The sequence below is a fragment of the Nostoc sp. JL31 genome (genome assembly GCF_017114965.1).
GTDB lineage: Bacteria > Cyanobacteriota > Cyanobacteriia > Cyanobacteriales > Nostocaceae > Nostoc > Nostoc punctiforme_A.
This window is the reverse complement of sequence record NZ_JABXKO010000072.1, coordinates 33,358-57,927: the sequence shown is the minus strand read 5'-3', so window position 1 is coordinate 57,927 and position 24,570 is coordinate 33,358. Positions and strand designations below refer to the sequence as shown.

At 42.5% G+C, this 24,570-nt stretch carries 5 protein-coding genes and 2 pseudogenes; all 7 read right to left on the bottom strand.

Going from position 1 to position 24,570, the window contains the following annotated elements; all coding sequences use genetic code 11:
• Window positions 1-243: 243 nt before the first annotated feature.
• Window positions 244-378: a microviridin/marinostatin family tricyclic proteinase inhibitor gene (locus tag HWQ43_RS17150; protein ID WP_292736178.1), complete on the bottom strand. Its 135-nt coding sequence runs from the start codon at window positions 376-378 to the stop codon at window positions 244-246.
• A 485-nt stretch (window positions 379-863) separates the two neighbouring features.
• Entirely contained in the window at window positions 864-2,855 is a 1,992-nt protein-coding gene (locus HWQ43_RS17145; RefSeq protein ID WP_292736175.1) for an ATP-binding cassette domain-containing protein, read from the bottom strand.
• A gap of 102 nt (window positions 2,856-2,957) precedes the next feature.
• On the bottom strand, window positions 2,958-3,779 hold the full coding sequence (gene proC, locus HWQ43_RS17140; protein ID WP_292736172.1) for a pyrroline-5-carboxylate reductase: 822 nt from the start codon (window positions 3,777-3,779) through the stop codon (window positions 2,958-2,960).
• Window positions 3,780-3,821: 42 nt separating this feature from the next.
• Window positions 3,822-4,928, bottom strand: a complete 1,107-nt coding sequence (locus tag HWQ43_RS17135; protein WP_292736169.1) for a zinc-binding dehydrogenase — start codon at window positions 4,926-4,928, stop codon at window positions 3,822-3,824.
• Between the two features lie 59 nt (window positions 4,929-4,987).
• Window positions 4,988-5,785, bottom strand: coding sequence for a hypothetical protein (locus HWQ43_RS17130; RefSeq protein ID WP_292736165.1), 798 nt, complete (start codon window positions 5,783-5,785; stop codon window positions 4,988-4,990).
• A gap of 39 nt (window positions 5,786-5,824) precedes the next feature.
• A pseudogene (locus tag HWQ43_RS33810) lies at window positions 5,825-24,363 on the bottom strand (amino acid adenylation domain-containing protein); the annotation flags it as partial.
• A 36-nt stretch (window positions 24,364-24,399) separates the two neighbouring features.
• Window positions 24,400-24,549, bottom strand: a pseudogene (locus HWQ43_RS33805) (hypothetical protein); the annotation flags it as partial.
• Window positions 24,550-24,570: the final 21 nt, after the last annotated feature.

The window sequence follows — 24,570 nt, the reverse complement described above, 5'->3', positions numbered from 1 at the left end:
ACAGATTGCTTTCGATACCCAAAAATATTTGAAGAATTTAGGCGAATAGAAAAAGCAATCACCTCCATGTTTGGAAAAGGTAATATGAAAGCGATCGCCTACGGCGGGCGCTCTGCGCCATCGCGTTTATATGAGTAGTTTTCAGTTATTTGATAACTGCTACTCTATGAAATTATGATTCAGTCAATTACAAGGTATCTTTCCAACCAGAAAGGTACTTTCAGATGTAGAAGAGTAAATAAATTATCTATCTTCCAAATCTGAAGGATACTTGTAAGTCCAAGGAACCTCTGTTCCTTCAGTAGCTTGCTCTGACAAGAAACGCGCAAAAAATGGTATTGCTACGATATCCATTGTTTCTACTGTGTTTGTAGGCATAGAGTTTTCCTTAAAGTAAATTGATTTTTCAAGTAAAAATATATCATTAATTAAATATATTTTCAAGGTCAGTTAAGACAGTTAAGAAGCAATTATTCTAAGGTAGCTAGGAAAGTTAAGAAAGTTAAGAAAGTTAAGAAAAAACTATTTAATAATCATCAAATTAAGTAATCAAGATCATAGTAATTTTATTTGATTATTGAACAAGTAGGGGTGGCTTCTCCGAGATGATTATTAGTAATTAATAACATTTTTAAACCCGCCTCTACTTTTGCCTGTTTTCTTTGCTGTTAATTTCTTTCATACATAATTATGTTTAATAATAAACCAGATTCCTATACACACCAGTCATAAGTTATTAGTTAACAACAAAAACCCCAATTTTTTAAAAAAGTCGGGGTTCTGAGCAAGGACAATTTTTACAAATCAAAATAGAAGACTATTCTTTCACAGGTGATAATTGAACTGAACAGATTGTCTAACCGCTAAACTCTTAGCCATTTCAACACACTTGAGTTCTTGTCATAGCGGTACGTCAAGCCATCCCTAGTAATAACAGAATCTCCTTTGCTTGCCTTACTTCTAATAGTGCTAATGGAATAGTTAGTTAATTCACTTATTTCCTTATGAGTGAGCTTTTCACTTGTGATTGTTTCTGTCAATATTTGAGATTGATTTTGCAACTCATTATTAGGCGCGCTTTGAATATTTATTGCTTTTTGATTTCGATAATCCTGCACAGTCACAAGTTGCCAACTGGAATCTTGTGAAAGTTCCAAAACCCATTGATGATAATCAAACAGGCTTTCCCGATGCCCAACACTGATAAATGTTGTTTTCGTCGATTGTAACTTTTGATATAAACTTCCTTCATTTTGCAAATCTAAAGCACTCGTTGCTTCATCCAATATAGTAAAGCTAGGATGAGTAACTAACAGTCGTGCAAAAGCCAAGCGTTGTTGTTCTCCTATCGATAATATATTCTCCCAAGGAACTTCTGTATCAAAGCCATCGACTCGACTCAATAAGTTTTGTAGGTTGACCTGTTGCAAAACTTCTTTGAGTTCTGCATCAGTCATTTGACGACTGGTATTAGGATAGAGCAATTGTTCGCGCAAAGTTCCCAAAATTATGTAAGGACGTTGGGGTAAAAATAAAACTTCTTCTAATGGAGGTCGCACTAAACGGCCAGTTCCCGCATTCCACAAACCAGCGATCGCTCTCAATAAAGAACTTTTACCTCGACCACTTGGCCCAACAATCAATAAACCTTCTCCCGGTTGAACAGACAAGGACAAGTCTTCAACGATTACCTGTTCATAGTTAGGCGTTTGTAAGGTAACATTCTCAAAAGCAAGATGGTTTTCTTCTATTATTTTAATGGTGCTTACATTCTCCGGTTGTTTGGTCACTTCTTCTAACGCACTCGAAAACTCAGCTAAACGCTCAACGTAACTCGAAAAATTTCCAGAACTGCCAAATGCAGTTATTAGTTCTCCCAAAGCAGTAGCAAACATAAAGCTAGCTACACTAGCTTGTCCAACTTGTCCGAAATCAATTTCACCTTTAATATACAAAGGCGCAAGTATGAATAACATAAAAAGTTCTATGGCAACCTGATATGCTCTGTTAAAAATGTCTCTATTTCTCTCCCAATCAATCTTGCGTTTAATGTTTATTATCAATTTACTAAATCGGCGTTCAATTATATTTGATTCTTGTTTTTCTCCCCGAAAAAAAGCTATTGATTCAGCGTGAGTGCGAACATGAGTTAGGCAGTAATTATAGTCAGCTTTAGATTCAATTTCTGCTTGATTAATACTATTTAATTCCTGATTTAAGTAGACAGCAATCAAATTGCCCATAATCGTGTAAATAACCAGAGCAACAGCAATCTGTTGGGAAATTGACCAGATAATTGCTGTAAAAGTTATCATTTCCAGTACTTTTTCTAGAAAAGTAGCTGAAAAATAGAGGACATTACTGGTAATTGGTTCAATCTCTTGGGATAAACGTTGATCTGGGTTATCAATATCAGCTTTAAAATTAATTTTATAATAAGCACGATTGCTTAAATATTTATCTAAAATCTGATTATTAAGCCATTTGTACCAATCAAGAGCAATTTGTTTTCTAACAAATTTAGAAAATCCTAATAAAAGCGTTACCAAGACAAGTCCAGCAGCATAAAAGGATATAATATTAACAAATTTAGAATAATCTTTTTCCTGAAGTATGATATCAACTATGTAGCGATTAATAAAACTATTAAAAGCAGTTACACCTACAAATGCAATTATTAGCAATATTAGGAGAATAAGCATTCCCCATGCACGAATTACGTCTGAGAATGCTCTTTGTCCTGGCTTTGTTGGATACCAGTAAGGCCCAGCAATCACTTTGGCGTTTTCCCAGAATTGGATAAAATCTGAAAAAACATTCTTTGAGGGTTGAGCTTGAACAACTTGGGTTGGCATATTTGAGAAATAAATTAAAATCTTTTATCAGCTTTAATACTTTTTAGTGTTGAATGATCAGTAATAAGTACCGAATGAGTAACTCCAATCAGCGCTAATTTTTTAACTGATATTACCTAATTGTTGAGTGCGGCTCAAAGCGGCAAGCACTGCATTAGAAATAACAGTTCGCATACCACCTTTTTCTAACTCGTAAAGACCAGCAGCAGTCACTCCCCCAGGACTTGTTACCTTGTTTCGTAAAACTGCTGGATGTTCATGAGTCTGAAACATCAGTTCTACACTACCAGCAATCGTATGCAATGTTAGTTCTTGGGCTTGTGTGCGAGTTAAACCCATCTGAACGCCAGCATCAATCATCGCTTCGATGTAGAGAAACACGAATCCAGTCCCCGCGCTACTCAACGCCGTTGCCATATCAAGGTAATGTTCATTTTGGGTAGTAAATTCCTTACCTAATGCTTGTAAAATGACTTGGGTATGCGATCGCTGTATCTCTGTCACACTTGATGATGCACTCCACACTGTAGTCCCATGACCAACTTGTACTGCAATATTTGGCATTGTACGGACAACAGCAGGATGATTCAACCCTTGGCACAGAGATGAAATACTCGCTCCACTCACAATACTAATTACTAAAGCATTAGGTGGAATTTTATCCTTAAGCATACCCAGAACCTCTACCAAAACCTGCGGCTTCACCGCCAATATCACAATAGATGCGCCAAGAACCGCTTCTATATTGGAGGTTGTAGTACGTACTCCATATTCCCTTTCTAAATGAAGGCATCGCGCAGAAACTGGATCGCTGACTATAATTAGATCGGCTTTGGGAACAATTTTCGTTGATAACAATCTAGTAATTATCATTTCGCCCATCGTGCCACCGCCGATAAAGGCAATTTTTAAATCTGTGAGCATATTTTCTCCCGATTATCTAAGTCATTTAATATATTGTTGTCATTAAGATAAATTGGGCTGAATCACAGCTTTTAATACAGAGCCTTTCTCTACATCTGCCAGTGCTTGATTAATTTCTTGTAGTGTGTATGAACGGCTAATTATGCTTTCCCAAGCAATATTTTTACTGGGATCACTATGACGTTTTAGTAATTCAATCATTCTGTAAAAATGGCTGAAATCAATTCCCCAAGTTCCGCGAATATCAATATGCTTTAGATTAATTTCTAGGTGTGGATTGATGAGAATTTCACCCGTGTTTGTGTAATGCCCGACAATAACATAGCGACCTCCATTTCTGGTCATATTCAAGCCCTCTTTGACAGCAATGGGAATGCCTGTGGCTTCAATAGTGACATCAGCACCGTGTCCGTTTGTCAATTCCAAAACCCGCTCAATATGTTGTCGTGGCTCATCAGCCTTAATTGCAAGGGTTTCATCTACACCGAAGGATTTTGCAACTACTAATCGGCTCTCAAATTTATCAATTACAATTACTTTGCCCGCACCTGAGAGCAAAGCTAGAATTGCCGCACTCAAACCTACAGGTCCGCAACCCTGTACCACGACAACATCACCAATTTGAATCTGCGCTCGATCAATAGCGTGTAGTGCAGTTGGTAAGGCACATCCTCCAGCAATGAATTGTTTTGGTGAGACTTCTTCGGGTAGAGTTAGAACTTTAACTCCTGGTTTGAGGTAAATCAGTTCAGACCAACCACCCAGCAACCCATCTTTGGCTGAGTAGGTGACACCATAAACTTTGCGTTGGGGACAGCGAGTGGATGCTTTGGCTACTAGACAATACCAGCAGTTGTAACAGGTTTCGTGGACATCTAAAAAAGTAGCGATCGCTCCAGGCTGAATTAATTTACCATTGACATCACTAACTGCTCCACCTGTTTCCACCACACGACCAACTGAGAAGTGTCCAGGGATGATGGGATACGGTACTCCCTCTAAACGCCCATGTAGTAAATGTACATCAGTTCCACAAACCTCAGAATATAAGGTTTCAAGAATGATTCCACCCTTTTCTAGAATCGGCTCTGGTAATTGTTGCACTTCAACTGGTTGATTAGGTGCAGTCATCACAGCTGCTAAGGGCATGAATTATTTCCTCACTATGTTTACCAAATTGCTTCCTGCTTCTTAGTTATCTATCACATTCAAGACCACAAAATAATTTCACCGTTAGGTAGTAATCCGATCGCAGAAGTGAAAGTCACACGTTGTCCATCCATCGGTTCAACAGTGTGAAAGTTGCGTGTATTAAAAATGAACACATCTCCCACATAAGGTTGGAAGCTGATCATGTCTGCATCTGCAATTACTGTATCACCATAGCCGTAGGAATCGAGTTTATATTGCTCATCTCCTGGTTGGCACTGGCGATCGTAAATGCGTGTTTGACCATGATTGTTTGGAGAAAATTTCAAGTACAAATTCCAAGAAAGTTGATTAATAACTGTACCAATTTCCCATTTTGATTGTTCTAATGGAGCATAATCAATATGAAGTTGAGTACCCTGCTCTATTTTTCTGATCAGTCCTGCATAATAACTACCATAGAGTGGTTCCGAAGCAATTCGTACAGTCGCGCCTGTACACTCTCGAATTTTCACCATTAAGCGTTCTAATGGATTAAAAGAGGCTGCCATAATGCAGTCTCTTAATTTAGTTGTGCGTTCTACTGCTTGAAAATAAGCTGCTTTACTAATGCGATTATATTCAAAGACTGTGATACCAATTCGCTCAATCTTGGGATTCACATTCTGATAGCAATCGAAGTTGAATAATTCAGCTTGATTGACTAACATCTCACACTCTTGGGCTGTAGCAAATTCCTTTAGCCGAATTAAAGGAATTCGGTTTTCCAACAGCATTCTTAAAGACTCTCGAGTTAAGGGATACTCTTGCTTTTTGTCCCAAACCTTGGATTTAATCTGGTTAGAAGTAGCAGTCATAATACAATTCCTTACATTTAAATTTCAACTCAAATGAACTCACTTAATATCTACGGGATGTGGGTTAGATAAAAACTTGATAGGCCGAATCTGATTATCAAAATCAGGTTTATATTTATCGCCTCTAACTTCTTGTGCTTGCTCAATACAAGCTTTCAACTGTTCCGCTAAGACCTGAACATGGGGCAGATTCATCATCGTCACATGATTACCTGGGACAAAATGGACATTCACTGGTTCGGCAGAAAATTTGCTCCAGCCCCAGTGTAAATCCTGCAAAATATCAGAAAGTACTTCACTATTAGATTCATCAACCTTGACGATATTCTCCTTGGCGCGTAAGAGAGTAATTTTGGTTGGATAAATCTCTTGTGGTACATAATTGACTACAGCGTTAGCTTTGAGCAGTTGCACCATATTATTAAGCTGCGTAATTTCATCGTCAGGAGGTAATATATCAGCATTCTTTAACCTTTCTAGAACGTATTTAAGCTGATCTTCCCAAAGCATAGATTGAAGAGTATCAACAGAACAATCCATCTTTTTCCCGTAAACAACTTCGATTGTGTCTGCTAATTCAGCTAACCATTTAGTGTTATCCAAATCAAAAGCTGATGGATTTTTCTGATGAAATGGTGCTGTAGTATCAAGAATGGCAACTAAAGCAACCTTATGACCTTTACGAAGTAACTGCTGCGCCATTTCAAAGGCTAATTTACCGCCAAAAGAATGCCCTGCTAAAAAATACGGACCCTGCGGTTCAACAACTAAGAGTTCTTGAATATAACGGGCGGCTACATCCTCAACTTGGGTAATTAGTTCTCCTGCTTCACTAGGAGCAATTGCTTGGAAACTGTAAAATGGTTGGTCTGAACCCAGACAACGGGCTAAATCATACAAATAAAAGGGATAGCCCGCAGCCCCTGGAAGACAAAACAAAGGTGGCTTAGAACCGTGCGGCTGAAGTATTACCAAGGGAGATCCAGTCTTAGAATCTGAATCGAATGGTACAATAGTTGCCAATTGTTCAATAGTTGGATTTTGGTAAAGGCTGGCGATCGCAATATTTTTACCAAACTGCTGTTTAATTTGAGCCATTAAGTAAGGAGTTAAAAGAGAGTGACCACCGAGGTCAAAGAAATTATCTTTTACTCCCACCTTGTCAACTTTCAAAATTCTTGACCAGATTTGCGTTAGTTCCAGTTCTACTTGGTTGCGTGGAGCTACATATTTGTCTGAATTACTGCTGTGTAAATCCGGTGCAGGCAATGCACGGCGGTCTACTTTGCCGCTAGGAGTTAGTGGCATCTCTTCCAATATCACAAAAGCGCTTGGCACCATGTAGTCTGGTAGCTTTGCTTTCAGGAATTGCCGTAGTTCGCTGATTGTGGGTGTAGAGTTCTGATGTGCTACCACGTAGGCAATTAGCCTTTTATCACCTGGCGTGTCTTCGCGGGCAATGATACAACATCCCTCCACATCTCCATGCTGGCTCAGTACTGCTTCAACTTCTCCCAATTCAATCCGGAAGCCTCGCACCTTAACCTGATTGTCAATACGTCCCAGGTATTCAATGTTGCCATCTGGTAAATAGCGTGCTAAATCCCCTGTTTTGTAGAGGCGTGAATGCCTGTCAGTGCTAAAGGGGTTGGAGATGAATTTCTCAAGTGTTAACTCTGGTCGGTTGAGGTAGCCTTGCGCCAAAGAGACACCACCAATGTGCAATTCTCCTGCTACACCCACGGGTACAGGCTGTAGATACTTATCCAGGATGTAAATTTGCGTGTTAGCAATGGGACGACCAATAGGAGGCAGTAGCGGCCAAGCCTCTACTGGATCAGCCAAAGTAAAAGTGATGATTACATGGCTCTCCGATGGCCCATAATGATTGTGCAAAGTACAATCATTTAATTTGCTTAACCATTGAGAAATCGCGGGAGTAATCTGCAACTGTTCCCCAGCAGTAATGATTTCCCGCAGATGACTATTAACTAATTCACTACCAACAGCGACTTCAGCTAGTTGCTGTAAGGCAACAAAGGGAACAAACAGTCTCTCAACAGCTTTTTCTTGGAGAAAACCTAACAAAGCTGAGGTATCTCGGCGCAATTCCTCCGTAATTAAGAACAATGTGCCTCCCGAAAACCAGGTAGAAAACATTTCTTGAAAGGAGACATCAAAGCTAATAGGAGCAAATTGCAGTGTTTTTGCTCCAGTGGAAATTGTATTATTTTGCAGTTGCCACAGAATCAAATTGCAAAGAGCAAGCTGATTCATGGCTACACCTTTAGGTTGGCCTGTAGAACCAGAGGTATAAATTACATAAGCCAAATTAGTTGCTTGCACAGCAGAGATGAGATTATCCTGACTCGACTGAGAAATCACTTGCCAGTCAGTATCTAAAAAGACAAGGTGAGCTTGATGCTGAGGTAATCTGTCGAGGAGTGAATGTTGGGTTAGCAACACTGAAACTTGAGCATCTTCTAACATGAAAGCCAAACGCTCTTGAGGGTAGTTTGGATCGAGTGGCACATAAGCCCCACCAGCTTTGAGAATTCCTAACAGTCCCACAAGCATCTCTAGCGATCGCTCTACACAAATGCCTACCAGCACATCTGCGGACACTCCCAAAGACTTCAGGTAGTGCGCCAACTGATTTGCACGACAGTTCAATTGTTGGTAATTCAGTTGTTGATTTTCAAACTCCACCGCCACTGAATTGGGTGTACGCTCTACTTGTTCCTCAAACAACTGATGGATAGATTTATCACGGGGATAATCCGTCAGAGTATTGTTCCATTCAATTAATAACTGCTGTTGCTCTGTCTGTAACAGCAAAGGCAATTGCGAAATCCGCTCCTCTGGGTTAGCAACAATTCCAGAGAGCAATGTCATAAAATGACCAGTCATCCGTTCAATTGTGCTGGCATCAAATAAGTCAGTGTTATATTCCCATACACCCACCAGTCCATTACTTGTGTTCTGTATTGATAAAAACAAATCAAACTTGGCAGTTGCGCTTTCTACTGGCAAAGAACTGATAGTTAAGTCAGCAAGCTCTATCTCAGACATAGGCACATTCTGGAGGGCAAACATGACTTGGAAAAGTGGTGTATGACTGAGATCCCGTTCTGGCTGCAATACTTCTACTAGCATTTCAAAAGGTAAGTCCTGATGAGCATAAGCATCTATTGCCATCAATCGAACGCGACCAAGTAATTCGTTAAAGCTGCGATCGCCTGATAAGTCAGCACGTAACACTAAAGTATTGACAAAAAAGCCAATTAACCCCTCAATTTCATTACGATTACGGTTTGCAATTGGCGAACCCACCAAAATATCTTCCGTACCTATGTAGCGGTAAAGTAGCGTATCAAACGCTGCCAACAACGTCATGAACAAAGTAACCCCTTGCTCCTGGCTCAGTTTTGTCAGCTTATTGCTTAACTCAACTGAGAGTGCAAACTCAAGATGTCCACCAGCGAAAGTCTGCACAGATCCTCTGGGTCGATCTGTTGGTAGGGACAACAAGGCTGGTGCAGCTTTTAGTTGTTGTTGCCAGTAACTTAGTTGAGTTTGCAGTACCGAGCCTTGCAACCAATTTCTTTGCCAGATAGCAAAATCTGCATACTGAATCGATAGTGGTGTTAAAGGTGACGGCTCACCTTGAGAGTAAGCGTTGTACAGTGCTGCTAGTTCTTGAATAAACACACCCATTGACCAGGCATCAGAGACAATATGGTGCATACATACACTCAAAACGTGTTCTGTCTCGGACAGCACAATTAATGTTGCCCTAACTAATGCTTGGTTTGCTAAGTCAAACGGTTGATTAGCTTGTTGTTGCGCTAATTGCTGTGTAGCAATTTCTTGTTCGGTTATTTCTGCTGAGGCAGAGGCTTCGCCAACGTCTTCGCTCAGTAAAAGTGTTGATAAATGGTTCAAGTCAACTACTGTTACTGTCCAATTCGTTTGTGTTTGAATAAGTTGAGTTGGTTGTCCATTAACGGTTACAAAATTGGTGCGTAAGGCTTCGTGGCGATTAATGATTTCATACAAGCTTTGTTCTAAGGCAACTTGATTAAGTGTTCCGACTAGACGCAAAGCCATAGGAATGTTGTATATGGCACTGTTCGGCTCGAACTGGTCTAAAAACCAAAGACGCTGTTGAGCATAAGACAGTGGTAATTCTGCATTCTCTGCCCTTGGTAAGATGGGTGGAGAAACCAATTCTAAGTCTTGTTGCTGCAATTGCTCAATCGAACGCGCCAATTCGGCAACTGTTGTTTTGGCAAAGAACTCACGCAATGGTAGTTCTACTTTGAAAATGTTGCGGATACGTGAAACTAGTTGCGTTGCTAGCAGTGAGTGTCCCCCAAGTTCAAAGAAGTTATCATATATGCCTACTTGGTCTACTTTCAGGGCTTGTGTCCAAATTTGCGTCAGGATTTCTTCAATCGGAGTGCGCGGGGCGACAAAACTTATTTCCAGTCCCTCACGAGAGTCTGGCGCTCTCAATGCGCGACGGTCTACCTTGCCGTTGGGAGTCAGAGGTAAAGACTCTAGCATCACAAAAGCATGAGGTATCATGTATTCTGGCAGTTGACTAGAGAGGAAGGATCGCAACTGGCTGATTGTAGGTGGATGCTGTTTATGTCCTACCACGTAGGCAACTAAGCGTTTATCACCTGGATGAGCTTCACGGGCAATAACACAAGCTGTCTGCACATCGCTATGTTGGTTCAGTAATTCTTCAATTTCTCCCAACTCGATACGGAAGCCACGGATTTTTACCTGATTGTCGATGCGTCCCAGGTATTCAATGTTGCCATTTGGTAAATAGCGTGCTAAGTCTCCGGTTTTATATAATTTACTCTCTCCTGCTCCCTTAAACGGGTTGGGAATAAATTTTTCTTTTGTCAACTCTGGACGATTAAGGTAGCCTCGTGCCAACCCCAAACCACCAATGTGCAATTCACCTGGTACACCAATCGGTACTGGTTGCAGATATTCATCTAAAATATAAACCTGGACATTGGCGATCGCCTTACCAATAGATATTTTATTGTCATCTTCAGTGCATTTTGCGATTGTGGCACAGACACTAGCCTCTGTTGGCCCGTAGGCATTGAAGAAGTTTCTGCCAGCAGACCATTCTCTGATTAATTCAGCTGAACTTGCTTCTCCCGCTACAATTATTGTTTGCAGTGCCAACAGTTCCGACCCAGACATAACTGCTAACGCCGATGGTGGTAGGGTGATATGGGTAATGCTGCGATCGCTTAATTGCTCAATTAATGGCTTCCCAGGCAATAGAGAGTCTTTTGTTCCCAGATACAGCGTTGCACCTGAACCCAAAGCCATCAAGATTTCTGAGATGGAAGCATCAAAACTGAAGGAGGCAAACTGAAGAACGCGACTATCCGAAGTCAAGCCAAAAGTTTGAATCTGAGCTTGAGCTAGGTTGCATAATCCCTTATGCTCAACCATCACACCTTTAGGTTTACCTGTTGAACCAGAAGTGTAAATCAGATTAGCTAGATGAAAAGCTTTGACTTCACTTGTTGGGTTATCTTGATTGTTTTGGGCAATTTTTTCCCAAGCTTCATCTAAACAGATAAGTTTTGCTTGATGCTCAGGAAGTCTGTCAATAAGTCGCTGTTGAGTCAACAGTATGGAAACTTGAGCATCTTCTAACATGAAAGCCAAACGCTCAGTAGGATACTCTGGGTCAAGTGGTAGGTATGCTCCGCCTGCCTTGAGAATCCCCAACAGTCCCACTACCATTTCTATTGAGCGTTCCACACAAATACCCACCAGCGTATCTGGTTTTATACCCAAAGACTTGAGGTAGTGCGCCAACTGGTTAGCACAACTATTTAACTGGTGGTAAGTTAGTTGTTGATTTTCAAACACCACAGCTACAGCATTGGGTGTACGCTCAACCTCCTCCTCAAACAACTGATGAATACACTTATCAACAGGATAGTCTGCTTGAGTATTGTTCCATTCAACTAATAACTGCTGTTGCTCTGTCTGAGACAGCAAAGGCAATTGCGAAATCCGCTCCTCTGGATTAGCAACAATTCCAGAGAGCAATGTCACAAAATGCCCACTCATCCGCTCAATTGTGCTGGCGTCAAATAAGTCAGTGTTATATTCCCATATCCCCACTAGTCCAGTAGCTGAGTTGTGCATTGATAAAGTTAAATCAAACTTAGCAATTGTGCTTTGGGCGCTCAATGAACTGATAGTTAAGCCAGCAAGTTCTACTCCAGACATGGGCGTATTCTGGAGGACAAACATCACTTGGAATAGTGGTGGATGGCTGAGATCCCGTTCTGGTTGTAATGCCTCAACTAGCATTTCAAATGGCAACTCTTGATGAGAGTATGCTCCTAGAGCTATTTGCCGAACGCGAGAGAGTAATTCGCTAAAACTGGGATTGCCTGATAAGTCAGTACGCAACACTAAAGTATTGACAAAAAAGCCAATTAACCCTTCAATTTCACTGTGTTCGCGGTTTGCGATCGCAGACCCTACCAGAATGTCTAATTCTCCTGTGTAGCGGTAAAGTAGGGTATCAAAGGCTGCCAAAAGTGTCATGAACAAAGTCACCCCTTGTTTCTGGCTCAGTTGTGTCAGCTGATTACTTAACTCAACTGAGAGCGCAAACTCTTGAATTGCGCCAGCGAAAGTCTGCACAGCAGGTCTTGGTCGGTCTGTGGGTAGGGACAACAAGGCTGGTGCATCTTTTAGTTGTTGTTGCCAGTACGAGATTTGATTTTGCAGTACCTCCCCTTGCAACCACTCTCTTTGCCAAATGCCAAAATCTGCGTACTGAATCGGCAGTGGTGTTAAAGGTGACGGTTCACCTTGGGAATAAGCATTGTACAGTGCTGCTAGTTCTTGGACAAATACACCCAATGACCAGGCATCAGAGACAATATGGTGCATACACAGTAACAATATGTGTTCTGTCTTGGACAGCACAATTAATGTCGCTCTGATTAATGCTCCCTCTGCCAAGTCAAAATGCTGAATTGCTTGTTGTTGCGCTAATTGCTGTGTAGCGATTTCTTGTTCGCTTGGTGGCAGATGTTCGCACTCAACAACTGAAACTGTCCAATTAATTTGTGCTTGAATGACTTGAGAAGGTTTTCCATCAACCGTAATGAAATTAGTGCGTAATGCTTCATGACGATCAATAATTTCTTGAAAGCTTTGTTCTAAGGCAGCCCGATTGAGATTTCCCACTAGACGCAAAGCTAAAGGGATGTTGTATATGGCACTGTTCGGCTCTAACTGGTCTAAAAACCACAAACGCTGTTGAGCATAAGATAGGGGTAATTCTTCAGTCATCATCTTTTGCTCCTTGGTAGAATGCGTGGAACAGTTAGGTCTGAGTTTTGTTGCTGTAACTTCTCGATTGATGGTGCTAATTCAGCTATGGTCGGGGTATTGAACAATTCGTGTAAAGGGAGTTGGACTTTAAAGCGATCACGGATGCGTGAAAGTACTTGTGTTGCTAGTAGCGAGTGTCCCCCAAGTTCAAAGAAGTTATCGTGTATGCCTACTTGCTCTACTTTCAGCACTTGTGACCAAATTTGTGCCAGTATTTCTTCAATCGGAGTGCGCGGGGCTACATATTTGTCTTTGATTTCGCTGTGTAAATCTGGTGCGGGTAAAGCGCGACGGTCTACTTTGCCGTTGGGAGTGAGTGGCATTGATTCCAACATCACAAAAGCGTTTGGCACCATGTAGTCTGGTAGCTTTGCTTTCAGAAATTGCCGTAGTTCATTGATTGTGGGTGTATGCTGATGCGGCACGACGTAGGCAACTAAGCGTTTATCACCTGGGGTATCTTCGCGGGCAGTGACTACAGATGCCTGCACATCATCATGTTGGTTGAGTAATGCCTCAATTTCTCCCAACTCGATGCGGAAACCGCGAATTTTTGTTTGGTTGTCAATGCGTCCCAGGTATTCAAGATTACCATCAGGCAACCATCTGGCTAAATCGCCAGTTTTGTAGATTCGTTCTTTTTTACCAAATAAGTCGAGTTCGATGAATTTTTCAGCTGTGAGTTCGGGACGGTTGAGATAGCCACGGGCTAAACCAGCCCCGGCAATACAAAGTTCCCCAGGAATGCCGACAGGCAGGAGTTGGTTTTGGTTGTCTAAAATGTAAATACGTACATTGGCAATTGGCTGTCCGATTAATAAATCACCCGCCAGATCCCTTTTTCCAGTTGCTTCGTAGACACAACACCCGACAACCGCTTCTGTCGGCCCATATTCGTTAATCAGGCGGGTATTGGGGGCATGAGTCAACCACGGGATTATTTGGTTAGCGTGTAATGCCTCACCGCCTAAAACAAAGGCATTGACCCGATTCGGCATTGTATCAGGCTCAATTTGCTGATTGAGTATTTCTAGATGCGAAGGTGTGATTTTGACCAGGGATAGATGATTATTTTGTTTAACAATGTCTGCTAGAAGCTGCAATTCTTGTTTTTCTCTTACCAAGATGGTGGTACGCCCACAAATTAGCGGGAGGTACAGTGATGTAATGGTTGCATCAAAGCTAAGAGAAGACTGCACAGGTGTACCTTGTCCTTCTGCTACTGCGTAGTAGTCTTTTGCCCAGTGTAAATAGTTACTTAAACCCCGATGCAGTAGTTGTACCCCTTTGGGTTGCCCTGTAGAGCCTGATGTATAGATCACATAAGCTAAATCATCGGGTTGACTTTGCCGACTGGGGTTCTCTGTAGATTGGTTGGCAAAGTTATCGCGATCTAAACACAGTATCAAAGGAGATTGCGGAAAAGTTTCTGTATTCCCAGTCCCTGATCCCCAATCCCCAGCCCCCAATTTGAGTTGACTATGGGTGAGCAAAACCTTTGCCCCACAGTCTTCGAGCATGAAACGAATCCGCTCTTGTGGGTAGTTAGGGTCAATTGGCACATAAGCCCCACCCACCTTGAGAATGCCCAACAGTCCCACTACCATTTCTATTGAGCGTTCCACACAAATACCCACAAGTACATCTGCGGACACTCCCAAAGACTGCAAGTAATGTGCCAACTGGTTAGCACGGCAGTTCAACTGGTGGTAAGTGAGTTGTTGATCTTCAAACACAACTGCCACAGCATCAGGTGTGCTATCTACCTGCTCCTCAAACAACTGATGGATGCACTTTTCTTGCGGATAATCCGCCTGAGTATCGTTCCATTCAACTAATAATTGCTGTTGCTCTGTCTGTGACAGCATAGGCAATTGTAAAATCCTCTGCTGTGGGTTGGCAACAATTCCCTCAAGCAATATTTGGAAATGTCCTAACAAGCGAGTAATTGTTGCATCATCAAAGCGGCTAATATCATAGCTAATCTTCACCAACAATTGCTTCCCAACAGCAGCAACTAAAGTCAGAGGATAATTAGTTTGTTCAATGCCGTGAATCTTGTCTATAGAGAAACTGTAATTGTGCGATGCCTTCGGCGGCTGGCTACGCACTGCCTCATCAACTGGATAATTCTCAAAGACAACAATGCTCTCGAACAAAGGCGTTCCTCTGTTGATTTCACTCTTACCTTGAATCTCCACCAATGAGCTATATGAATATTGCTCAGATTCAACTTGTTGTGCCTGTAAATCCTTCAACAAAGCCAACACTTGGGTATCGTCTGAAACTTGAACTCGCACTGGCAAGGTGTTGATAAATAGTCCCACCATCGACTCGATACCAACAAGAGATGGCGGACGACCGGATACAGTCGCACCAAAAACTACATCAGTTTCTTGGCTGTAGCGGCACAGCAGTAATGCCCAAGTTGCTTGCACCAGATTATTGATCGTCAGTTGATGCTTCCGTGCAAAAGTTTGGACTGCGGCTGTCGCTTGCACTGTAAGTTGGATTTGTTGTTCGCTATAGCTAGAATCTAACTTTTTGCGGTTTGATGATTGTTTTTTATCAACACTCAAAGGAGTGGGTGCGGTAAAACCTTGGAGTTTTTCTCTCCAAAATTGTTCAGCTTGGGCTAAGTCTTGTTTCTGTAGCCAAGCAATGTAGTCGCGGTAGCTTTGAGTTGGTTTAACTGTCTTAGTTTCACCCTGAGAAATTGCTTGATAAAAGTACAATAAGTCTTTGAAAACCAAAGGCATCGACCAGCCATCAAGCAATAAGTGATGAGAACTCCAAATAAATTGATAACTATCAGCACTCAATTGAATGAGACTCAGATGTATCAGTGGTGGTTGAGATAGTTGGAAACCTTGTTTTCGCTGTGAGTGCAACAAAAGCTCTAATTGCTGTTGTTGATCTTGTGCAGATAGCTGTTGCCAATCATGGCTGTTGAGGTTAACATCCACCTGCCGATACACTACTTGAAGTGGCTCGGCTAATTGCTCCCAAACAAAAGCAGTCCGCAAGATTGAATGCTGTGCTACCACTTGCTGCCAAGCTTGCTCAAAAGCTGCCACGTTCAACTTTCCACTCAAAGTTAAACTTAACTGCTGAAAATATACTCCTGAGTCTGGAGCGTACAAACTCTCAAACAGCATACCCTGTTGGGTTGGCGAGAGCGGGTAAATATCTTCAATATTTCTGGAGTTAGTTTTGCCTGATTGATTTTTGAATACTAAACTTGCCAACAGTTGGTCTATTTCTGGCTGATTGAGCTTGACTAGCGAGAAATCTGAAGGTGTATAACCTCCACTCTCTGGTGATGAACAATGAGCAATTAGTCCAAGCAATGTCTTGATAAATTCTTGTGCCAGACTTTCGATTGTGGCGTGCTGGTGGATATTTGGGCTGTAAGTCCAATTTATTTGTAACCGTTCTTCAGTAATAACGCTGTTGATATCTAGTAGATGAGCGCGGTTGTTCTGCAAACCGTGGCTGTGTCCCGTAGACTCACTAGCTAGCTGCATCCAAGAAGATGTATTAAGCAGTTGGTCAAATTGACCCAAATAATTAAAACTGATTTCTGCTTGCGGTAATGCCTGTAGTTGGGCAGCAATTTCTGCATCCTGACTCAGATAACGCAATAAGCCATTACCAATTCCTTTATTAGGAATAGCCCGCAGTTGTTCTTTGACAGATTTTAAGGCATCGGCTGGATTTTCTGTTGCTCCCAGTTTCAAAAGTACAGGGAAGATGGTTGTAAACCAACCGATAGTGCGTGACAAATCTACATCATCAATAATATCTTCCCGCCCATGACCTTCTAAGTTGAACAGCACACTCTTAGAGTTAGTCCATCTGCTCAAAACCAGCGCCAAGGCAGTCAGTAGCACATCGTTAATCTGAGTGTTGTAAGCTTTTGGCACATCTTGCAGTAAGGCACGAGTTTGCGCTTCATTTAACGACACTGTTACTGTACTAGCTGCTTCAACAGTGTTTGCCCCTTTATAGTCCACTGGGATAGGAGGAACTGCGGCGCGAGATTCATTCAACCAATAAGCCACCTCGGATTTGAGAGTTTCTGACTGTGCATATTTGGTTAATTTGTTAGACCAATCTTTGAAAGAAGTTGTTTTAGCAGGCAGTGCGATCGCTTTACCGTGAGCAAGTTGCTGGTAAGCTGTTTGCAAATCTTCTAACAATATTCGCCAAGAAACACCGTCAACTACCAAGTGGTGGATAACGATGAGTAATCGCGCCCTCCTGTCAATACCCAGATAGAAAAAGGCGACTTGCACTAGATTCTCTGACAGATTCAAACTCGCCTGTAAGCAAGTTGCGCTAGCTTCAATCGCAGTTTTTTGCTCATTCTGTGGGAGTGCCGATAAGTCTACATAAGAGAAAGCAACGCTATCAGTCACAGCAGAGTGAATTTGCTGCCAAGTAGAGTCAGTTTGTGTAAAACGTAGGCGCAGAGCATCATGATTTACTAGTAATTGCTGCAATACTTGTTTTAATAACTCTGGTTTGAGGTCAGATGGTACTGAAAGCAGAAATGATTGATTAAAGTGATGCGGTTGTTGTAAATTTTGCTCAAAAAACCAGTGTTGAATTGGCGTTAGAGGTAATGTCCCTGTTACCAAACCTTGTTCTATTTGAATAACACTCGCTACATTTGCCACTATGGCCAATTCTGCAATTGTTTGATGTGCGAATAATTGCTTGAGAGTCAGTTGCAATTCTGCAAGCTTTGCTCTATTGATGATTTGAAGACTGAGAATAGAATCTCCACCGAGTTCAAAGAAGTTATCGTGAACTCCTACTTGCTCTACTTTGAGAACTTCTGCCCAAATCTGCGCTAATATTTCTTCGATTTGATTGCGTGGGGCTACAAAACTGACTTCTAGTTCTCCACGAGAGTCTGGTGCTTTTAATGCGCGGCGGTCTACCTTGCCGTTGGGAGTAAGAGGCAAGGACTCCAGCATTACAAAAGTATGTGGCACCATGTAAGTAGTCAGTTGGTTAGACAGAAAGGAGCGCAACTGGCTAACTGTAGGTGTCTGTCCTAGATGTGGTACTACGTAGGCGACTAGGCGTTTATCACCTGGGGTATCTTCGCGGGCGATAACACAAGATGCTTGCACATCCTCATGTTGGCTCAGGACTGCTTCTATTTCTCCCAACTCAATGCGGAAACCACGTATTTTTACTTGATTGTCAATTCGTCCCAGGTATTCAATTGTGCCATCGGTTAGATAACGTGCTAAGTCACCAGTTTTATAAAGGCGCGAATGAGAGTCTGTGCTAAAGGGGTTAGAGATAAATTTCTCTTGTGTCAATTGTGGGCGGTTAAGGTAGCCTTTTGCTAAACCTAAACCACCGATATGCAATTCTCCTGCTACACCTACAGGAACTGGTTGTAAGTGTGAATCTAAAATGTAAAATTGAGTGTTAGCTATGGGACGACCAATGGGTGCGATTGCGCAGAGCGCAGCGCCAGAGGCGATCGCACTTTTACCTTCTAGTTGCGTTGACTCATTCCTAAGTTGACAAATACTCGACCAAATTGTAGTTTCTGTCGGCCCATAGAGATTCCATACCTGGGCACCAGTTTCTAGTAATTGATGGGCTAATTGAGGTGGTAAGGCTTCTCCCCCACACAAGATTTTCATTCCCAACAGTTGAGTAGATAAGCCGGAAGCTACCAGCATTTGCCAAGTGGCTGGAGTCGCTTGCATCACTGTTGTGCTTGAGTGCTGTAACTTTAGTAACAGCCTAGCGCCATCCCTGGCGACTTCACGCCCAATTACTACTACCTTTGCTCCTACTATGAGTGGCAGATACAGTTCCAAAGCCGCAATATCAAAGGATATGGTAGTAACGGCACAGAAAGTATCAGAGTCAGTTAATCCTGGACAATGACTCATGGAAGCTAAAAAGTTGACTACACTGCTGTGGTTAACTTGAACTCCTTTTGGCTGGCCTGTGGAACCTGAAGTATAAATTACATAAGCCAAGTTTTCTGGTTTGCTGCCAGTGAGTGGATTTTCTCGACTGTGTTGCTCAATGAGTTGGCGATCGCTATCCAAACATACTACCTGTGCGGTATGCTCTGGCAAAGATTCCAATAATGATTGCTGAGTTAACAACACTGACAGCGCCGCATCATCTAATATGAAACTCAAACGTTGTTGGGGATAGTCTGGATCAAGTGGCACATAAGCCCCACTCGCCTTGAGGATGCCCAGTAATCCCACAACCATTTCTATGGAGCGCTCCACACAAATACCCACCAGCACATCTGCGGACACTCCCAAAGACTTAAGGTAGTGCGCCAACTGGTTAGCGCGACAGTTTAATTGGTAGTAAGTAAGTTGTTGGTTTTCAAATATAACCGCTACAGCATCGGGGGTGCGCTGAACTTGCTCCTCAAATAACTGATAGATGCACAAATCTTGTGGATAATCTACCTGAGTATCGTTCCACTCCACTAATAATTGATGTTGTTCAACTTCTGTGAGCAGGGGCAATTGTGAGATTTGCTGTTCTGGGTTAGCAATAATTCCCTCAAGCAATGTCACAAAATGACCCGTCATGCGCTCAATTGTGCCCGCATCAAACAAGTCTGTATTATATTCCCACACACCCACCAATGCATCAGCAGTGTTCTGCATTAGTAAGGTAATATCAAACTTGGCACTTGTGCTTTCTGGCATCAATGGAGTGACACTTAACCCAGCCAACTCTACTCCAGATAAAGGCACATTCTGAAGTGCAAACATCACTTGGAACAGTGGTGTATGACTGAGGTCTCTTTGTGGTTGTAATGCTTCCACCAGCATTTCAAAAGGCAAATTTTGATAAGTGTATGCCTCCATTGCCATTTCTCGAACACGAGTCAGTAATTCACTAAAGCTCGGATTACCTGCTAAATTGGTACGCATCACTAAGGTGTTGACAAAAAAGCCAATTAACCCTTCTATCTCACTGCGATCGCGGTTAGCAATGGGAGATCCCACCAAAATGTCTTCTGTACCTGTGTAGCGGTAAAGCAGGGTATCATAAGCTGCCAACAGCGTCATAAACAAGGTTACTCCTTGCTTTTGACTTAGTTGTATCAATCCTTGAGTGAGCTTCTGTGAGAGTGCAAACTCTTGATGTGCGCCAGCGAAAGTCTGCACAGCAGGTCTTGGTCGGTCTGTGGGTAGGGACAACAAGGCTGGTGCATCTTTGAGTTGCTGTTGCCAGTAGCTCAGTTGGCTTTGCAGTACGCCTCCTTGCAACCATTGTCTTTGCCACAGTGCAAAATCTGCATACTGAATCGGCAGTGGTGTTAAAGGTGACGGTTGAGCTTGAGAATAAGCCTTGTACAGTGCTGCTAGTTCTTGAAGAAACACACCCATTGACCAGCCATCAGAGACAATATGGTGCATACACACTAATAAGATGTGTTCTGTCTCGGACAGCACTAGTAATGTCGCCCTAACTAATGCTTGATTTGCCAGGTCAAAAGGCTCAATAGATTGTTGTCGCGCTAATTGCTGTGTAGCGATTTCTTGTTCAGTTACTTCTGCTGAGGCAGAGGCTTCGCCAACGACTTCGCTCAGTACAAGTGTTGATAAATGCTTCAAGCTAACAACTGAAACTGTCCAATTCGTTTGCTTTTGAATAATTTGAGTTGGTTGTTCATTAACGGTTACAAAATTGGTGCGTAATGCTTCGTGGCGATTAATGATTTCATGTAAACTTTGTTCTAGGGCAACTTGATTAAGAGTTCCGACTAGACGTAAAGCTAAGGGGATGTTGTATAAGGCACTGTTCGGCTCGAACTGGTCTAAAAACCAAAGACGCTGTTGAGCATAAGACAGTAGTAATTGAGCATTCTCTGCCCTTTGTGTGATGAATGGTGTAAAAAGTTCTAAGTTCTGTTGCTGCAATTGCCCAATCGATTGCGCCAATTCGACAACTGTTGCTGAGGCAAACAATTCACGCAATGGTAGTTCCACTTTAAAAATGTTGCGGATACGTGAAACCAGTTGTGTTGCTAGTAGTGAGTGTCCCCCAAGTTCAAAGAATTTATCATATATACCTACAAGCTCTAGGTTCAGCACTTGTGCCCAAAGGAGCGCCAGCATTTCCTCAATGGGTGTGCGCGGGGCGACATATTTTTCTAGCAGTGTGATGTCTAAATCTGGTTTTGGTAAGGCGCGGCGGTCAACTTTGCCGTTCGGAGTCAGGGGTAAGGATTCCAAGATTACAAAAGCACTTGGCACCATGTATTCTGGCAGCTTTGTTTTGAGGAATTGTCGTAGTTCGCTGATTGCGGGTTTACAGTCCTGATGTGCTACTACGTAGGCGACTAAACGTTTATCACCAGGGCTATCCTCACGGGCGATGACACAAGATAACTGCACATCACTATGTTGGCTCAATACTGCTTCAATTTCGCTCAACTCAATGCGAAAACCACGTATTTTTACTTGGTCGTCAATGCGTCCAACGTATTCTATATTGCCATCATTTAAATAGCGTGCTTTATCCCCAGTTTTGTAGAGGCGGTCAGAAGAGACGGAGGGGCAGAGGTGCGGAGGGGCAGAGGGGAAAGACGGTTGCAATTTATCTTTTGCTCCCCTGCTCCTCTGCTCCCCTGCTCCCCTGCTTCGACTAAAGGGGTTGGAAATGAATTTTTCTTGTGTTAACTCTGGACGGTTAAGGTAGCCTCTTGCTAATCCTGCACCACCAATGTGCAATTCTCCTGGTACACCTACAGGTACTGGCTGTAAATAAGAGTCCAATATATAGATTTCAACATTCGCTATAGGGCGACCGATGGGTGGTGAGATATTATTATCCCGCCCATTAGAAACTACTAGTCCTGAAGTTGTGACAACAGTATTTTCAGTTGGGCCATAATTATTCACTACCTGGAAAGGGAGTAAACCTGATGGATATCGATGAAGCTTATCCCCCCCAGTTAGCATAGTTCGCAAAGTTGTACTTTCTGGCCATTCCAGAGACAATAATTGCTCTGCCATTGGTGTTGGCAGAAAACTGATAGTGATCTTTTTCGATTCCAACCAATCTTGCAAATCTACTGGGGATAGAAGAATTTCAGGTTTGACTAAATATATACTTGCTCCTACGGTCAGGTAAGGCCACAACTCCCATACAGCAGCATCAAATGCTGTTCCTGCTAGCTGATTTGCTTTGTCTAAGGTCGTGATTTTAAAAGTGCGTTGATGCCAGAACACCAAATTTAATAATCCTTGATGGACAATCAGCACTCCCTTGGGTTGACCTGTAGAACCGGAGGTATAAATCACATAAGCCAAGTTAGCTGCTTGTGTCTCAGCGATTAGATTATCCTGACTTAACTGAGAAATAAGCTGCCAGTCAGCATCTAAATAAACACGCTGTGCAGTATGCTCAGGCAATCTGTCGAGGAGTTTCTGCTGAGTCAGCAATACTGAAACTTGAGCATCTTCTAACATCAAGCGCAAACGCTCGGTAGGATAGTCTGAAGCAAGTGGCAAATAAGCGCCACCCGCCTTCAGAATCCCTAGCAGTCCCACCACCATTTCTAAGGAACGCTCTACACAAATACCCACTAGCACATCGGCTTTTACACCCAAAGACTTGAGGTAGTGCGCCAACTGGTTAGCGCGACAGTTTAATCCGTGGTATGTAAGATGTTGATTTTCATACACCACTGCTACAGCATCGGGAGTAAGTTCAACCTGCTCCTCAAATAACTGATGAATACATTTATCTTGAGGATAATCTACCCCTGTATCATTCCACTTTAGTAATAACTGCTGTTGCTCAATTTCTGTTAGCAGAGGTAATTGTGAAATCTGTTTTTGAGGATTAGCAACAATTCCTTCGAGCAATGTTTGGAAATGCCCCCTCATCCGCTCGATTGTGCTGGCATCAAACAAGTCAACATTGTACTCCCACACACTCACCAATCCAGTTCCAGTGTTCTGCATTGATAAAGTTAAATCAAACTTGGCAGTTGCGCTTTGGGCTGGCAATGAACTGATAGTTAAGCCAGCAAGCTCTACTTCAGACACAGGCGCATTCTGGAGGACAAACATCACCTGAAACAGTGGTGTATAGCTGAGGTCGCGTTGTGGCTGTAATGCTTTTACCAACTCCTCAAAGGGCAAGTCTGGATGAGCGTAAGCTTGCAGTGTCAGTTGCCGCACTCGACTGAGCAATTGCTGAAAACTGGGGTTGCCCGACAAATCGGTACGTAATACTAAAGTGTTGACAAAAAAGCCAATTAACCCTTCAAGTTCCAAGCGATCGCGGTTAGCAATGGGCGTACCTACTACAATGTCATCGGAGTCTGTATAGCGATAAAGCAAGGTGACAAATGCCGCAAACAGCGTCATGAATAGGGTGGCTCCCTCTTGCCTAGTGAAATTAGCGATCGCTTCACTCAGTTCAACTGAAAATTCTCCATATTGAATTTCGCCCCGAAAAGTTTGAATCGCTGGTCTTGGTCTGTCTGTGGGTAATTCTAGTAAGGTAGGAGCGTTTTTGAGTAGTTGCTTCCAGTAATCAAGCTGTGTTTGGAGTACTTCTGATTGCAACCATTGCCGTTGCCAAATCGCAAAGTCGGCATACTGAATTGGTAGCTCAGGTAGCTCTGAGGACAAGTTATTGCAGATGGCTGAGTAAATGGTTGCTAACTCGCGCATCAATACGCCTATTGACCAACCATCCACTACAATGTGGTGTATTGTTAGTACCAAAGCGTGTTCTACCTCTGTGAGTTTAACCACAGAAGCTCGGATTAAAGGAGAACTAGTAAGGTCAAAAGGTCGATTAGCTTCAGTTGTGGCTAATTGTTGGCAAGCGATTTCTCTTTCACTTTCAGGTAATTCTGATAGGTCTACTATCGGCACATTTAAGTTTAAGCTGTCAGTAATGACCTGGACTGGCTGCTCGTTGATAGTGCGGAAGTTAGTACGTAAAGCTTCGTGGCGATCAATAATTTTGTTGAGGCTTTGCTCTAGCGCCACGACGTTTAATTTACCGTGAAGTTTTAGAGCTGCTTGTTCATTATAGGAGGGGTTATCTGGTTCCAACTGGTTTAATAACCAGAGTCGTTCTTGAGCAAAAGACAGAGGTAAGTTCTGAGGACGCTCGGCTTTGATCAGGGATAAATCTGTATCGGTGTCCGCATTTTTCTCGTGCAGCAAGAAGATAAGTTCTGCTTTATTTTTAGCTATTAAGTCACGAGTTTCTAGTGTCAATACCCCTTTTGGAGCATTAACACGCAACTGCTCACCTTCAACCCACAACTTTACACCCTGTTTACTAAGATCAACGACCAATTGTTCGATATTCACAGAAACATTACCTCTACATCA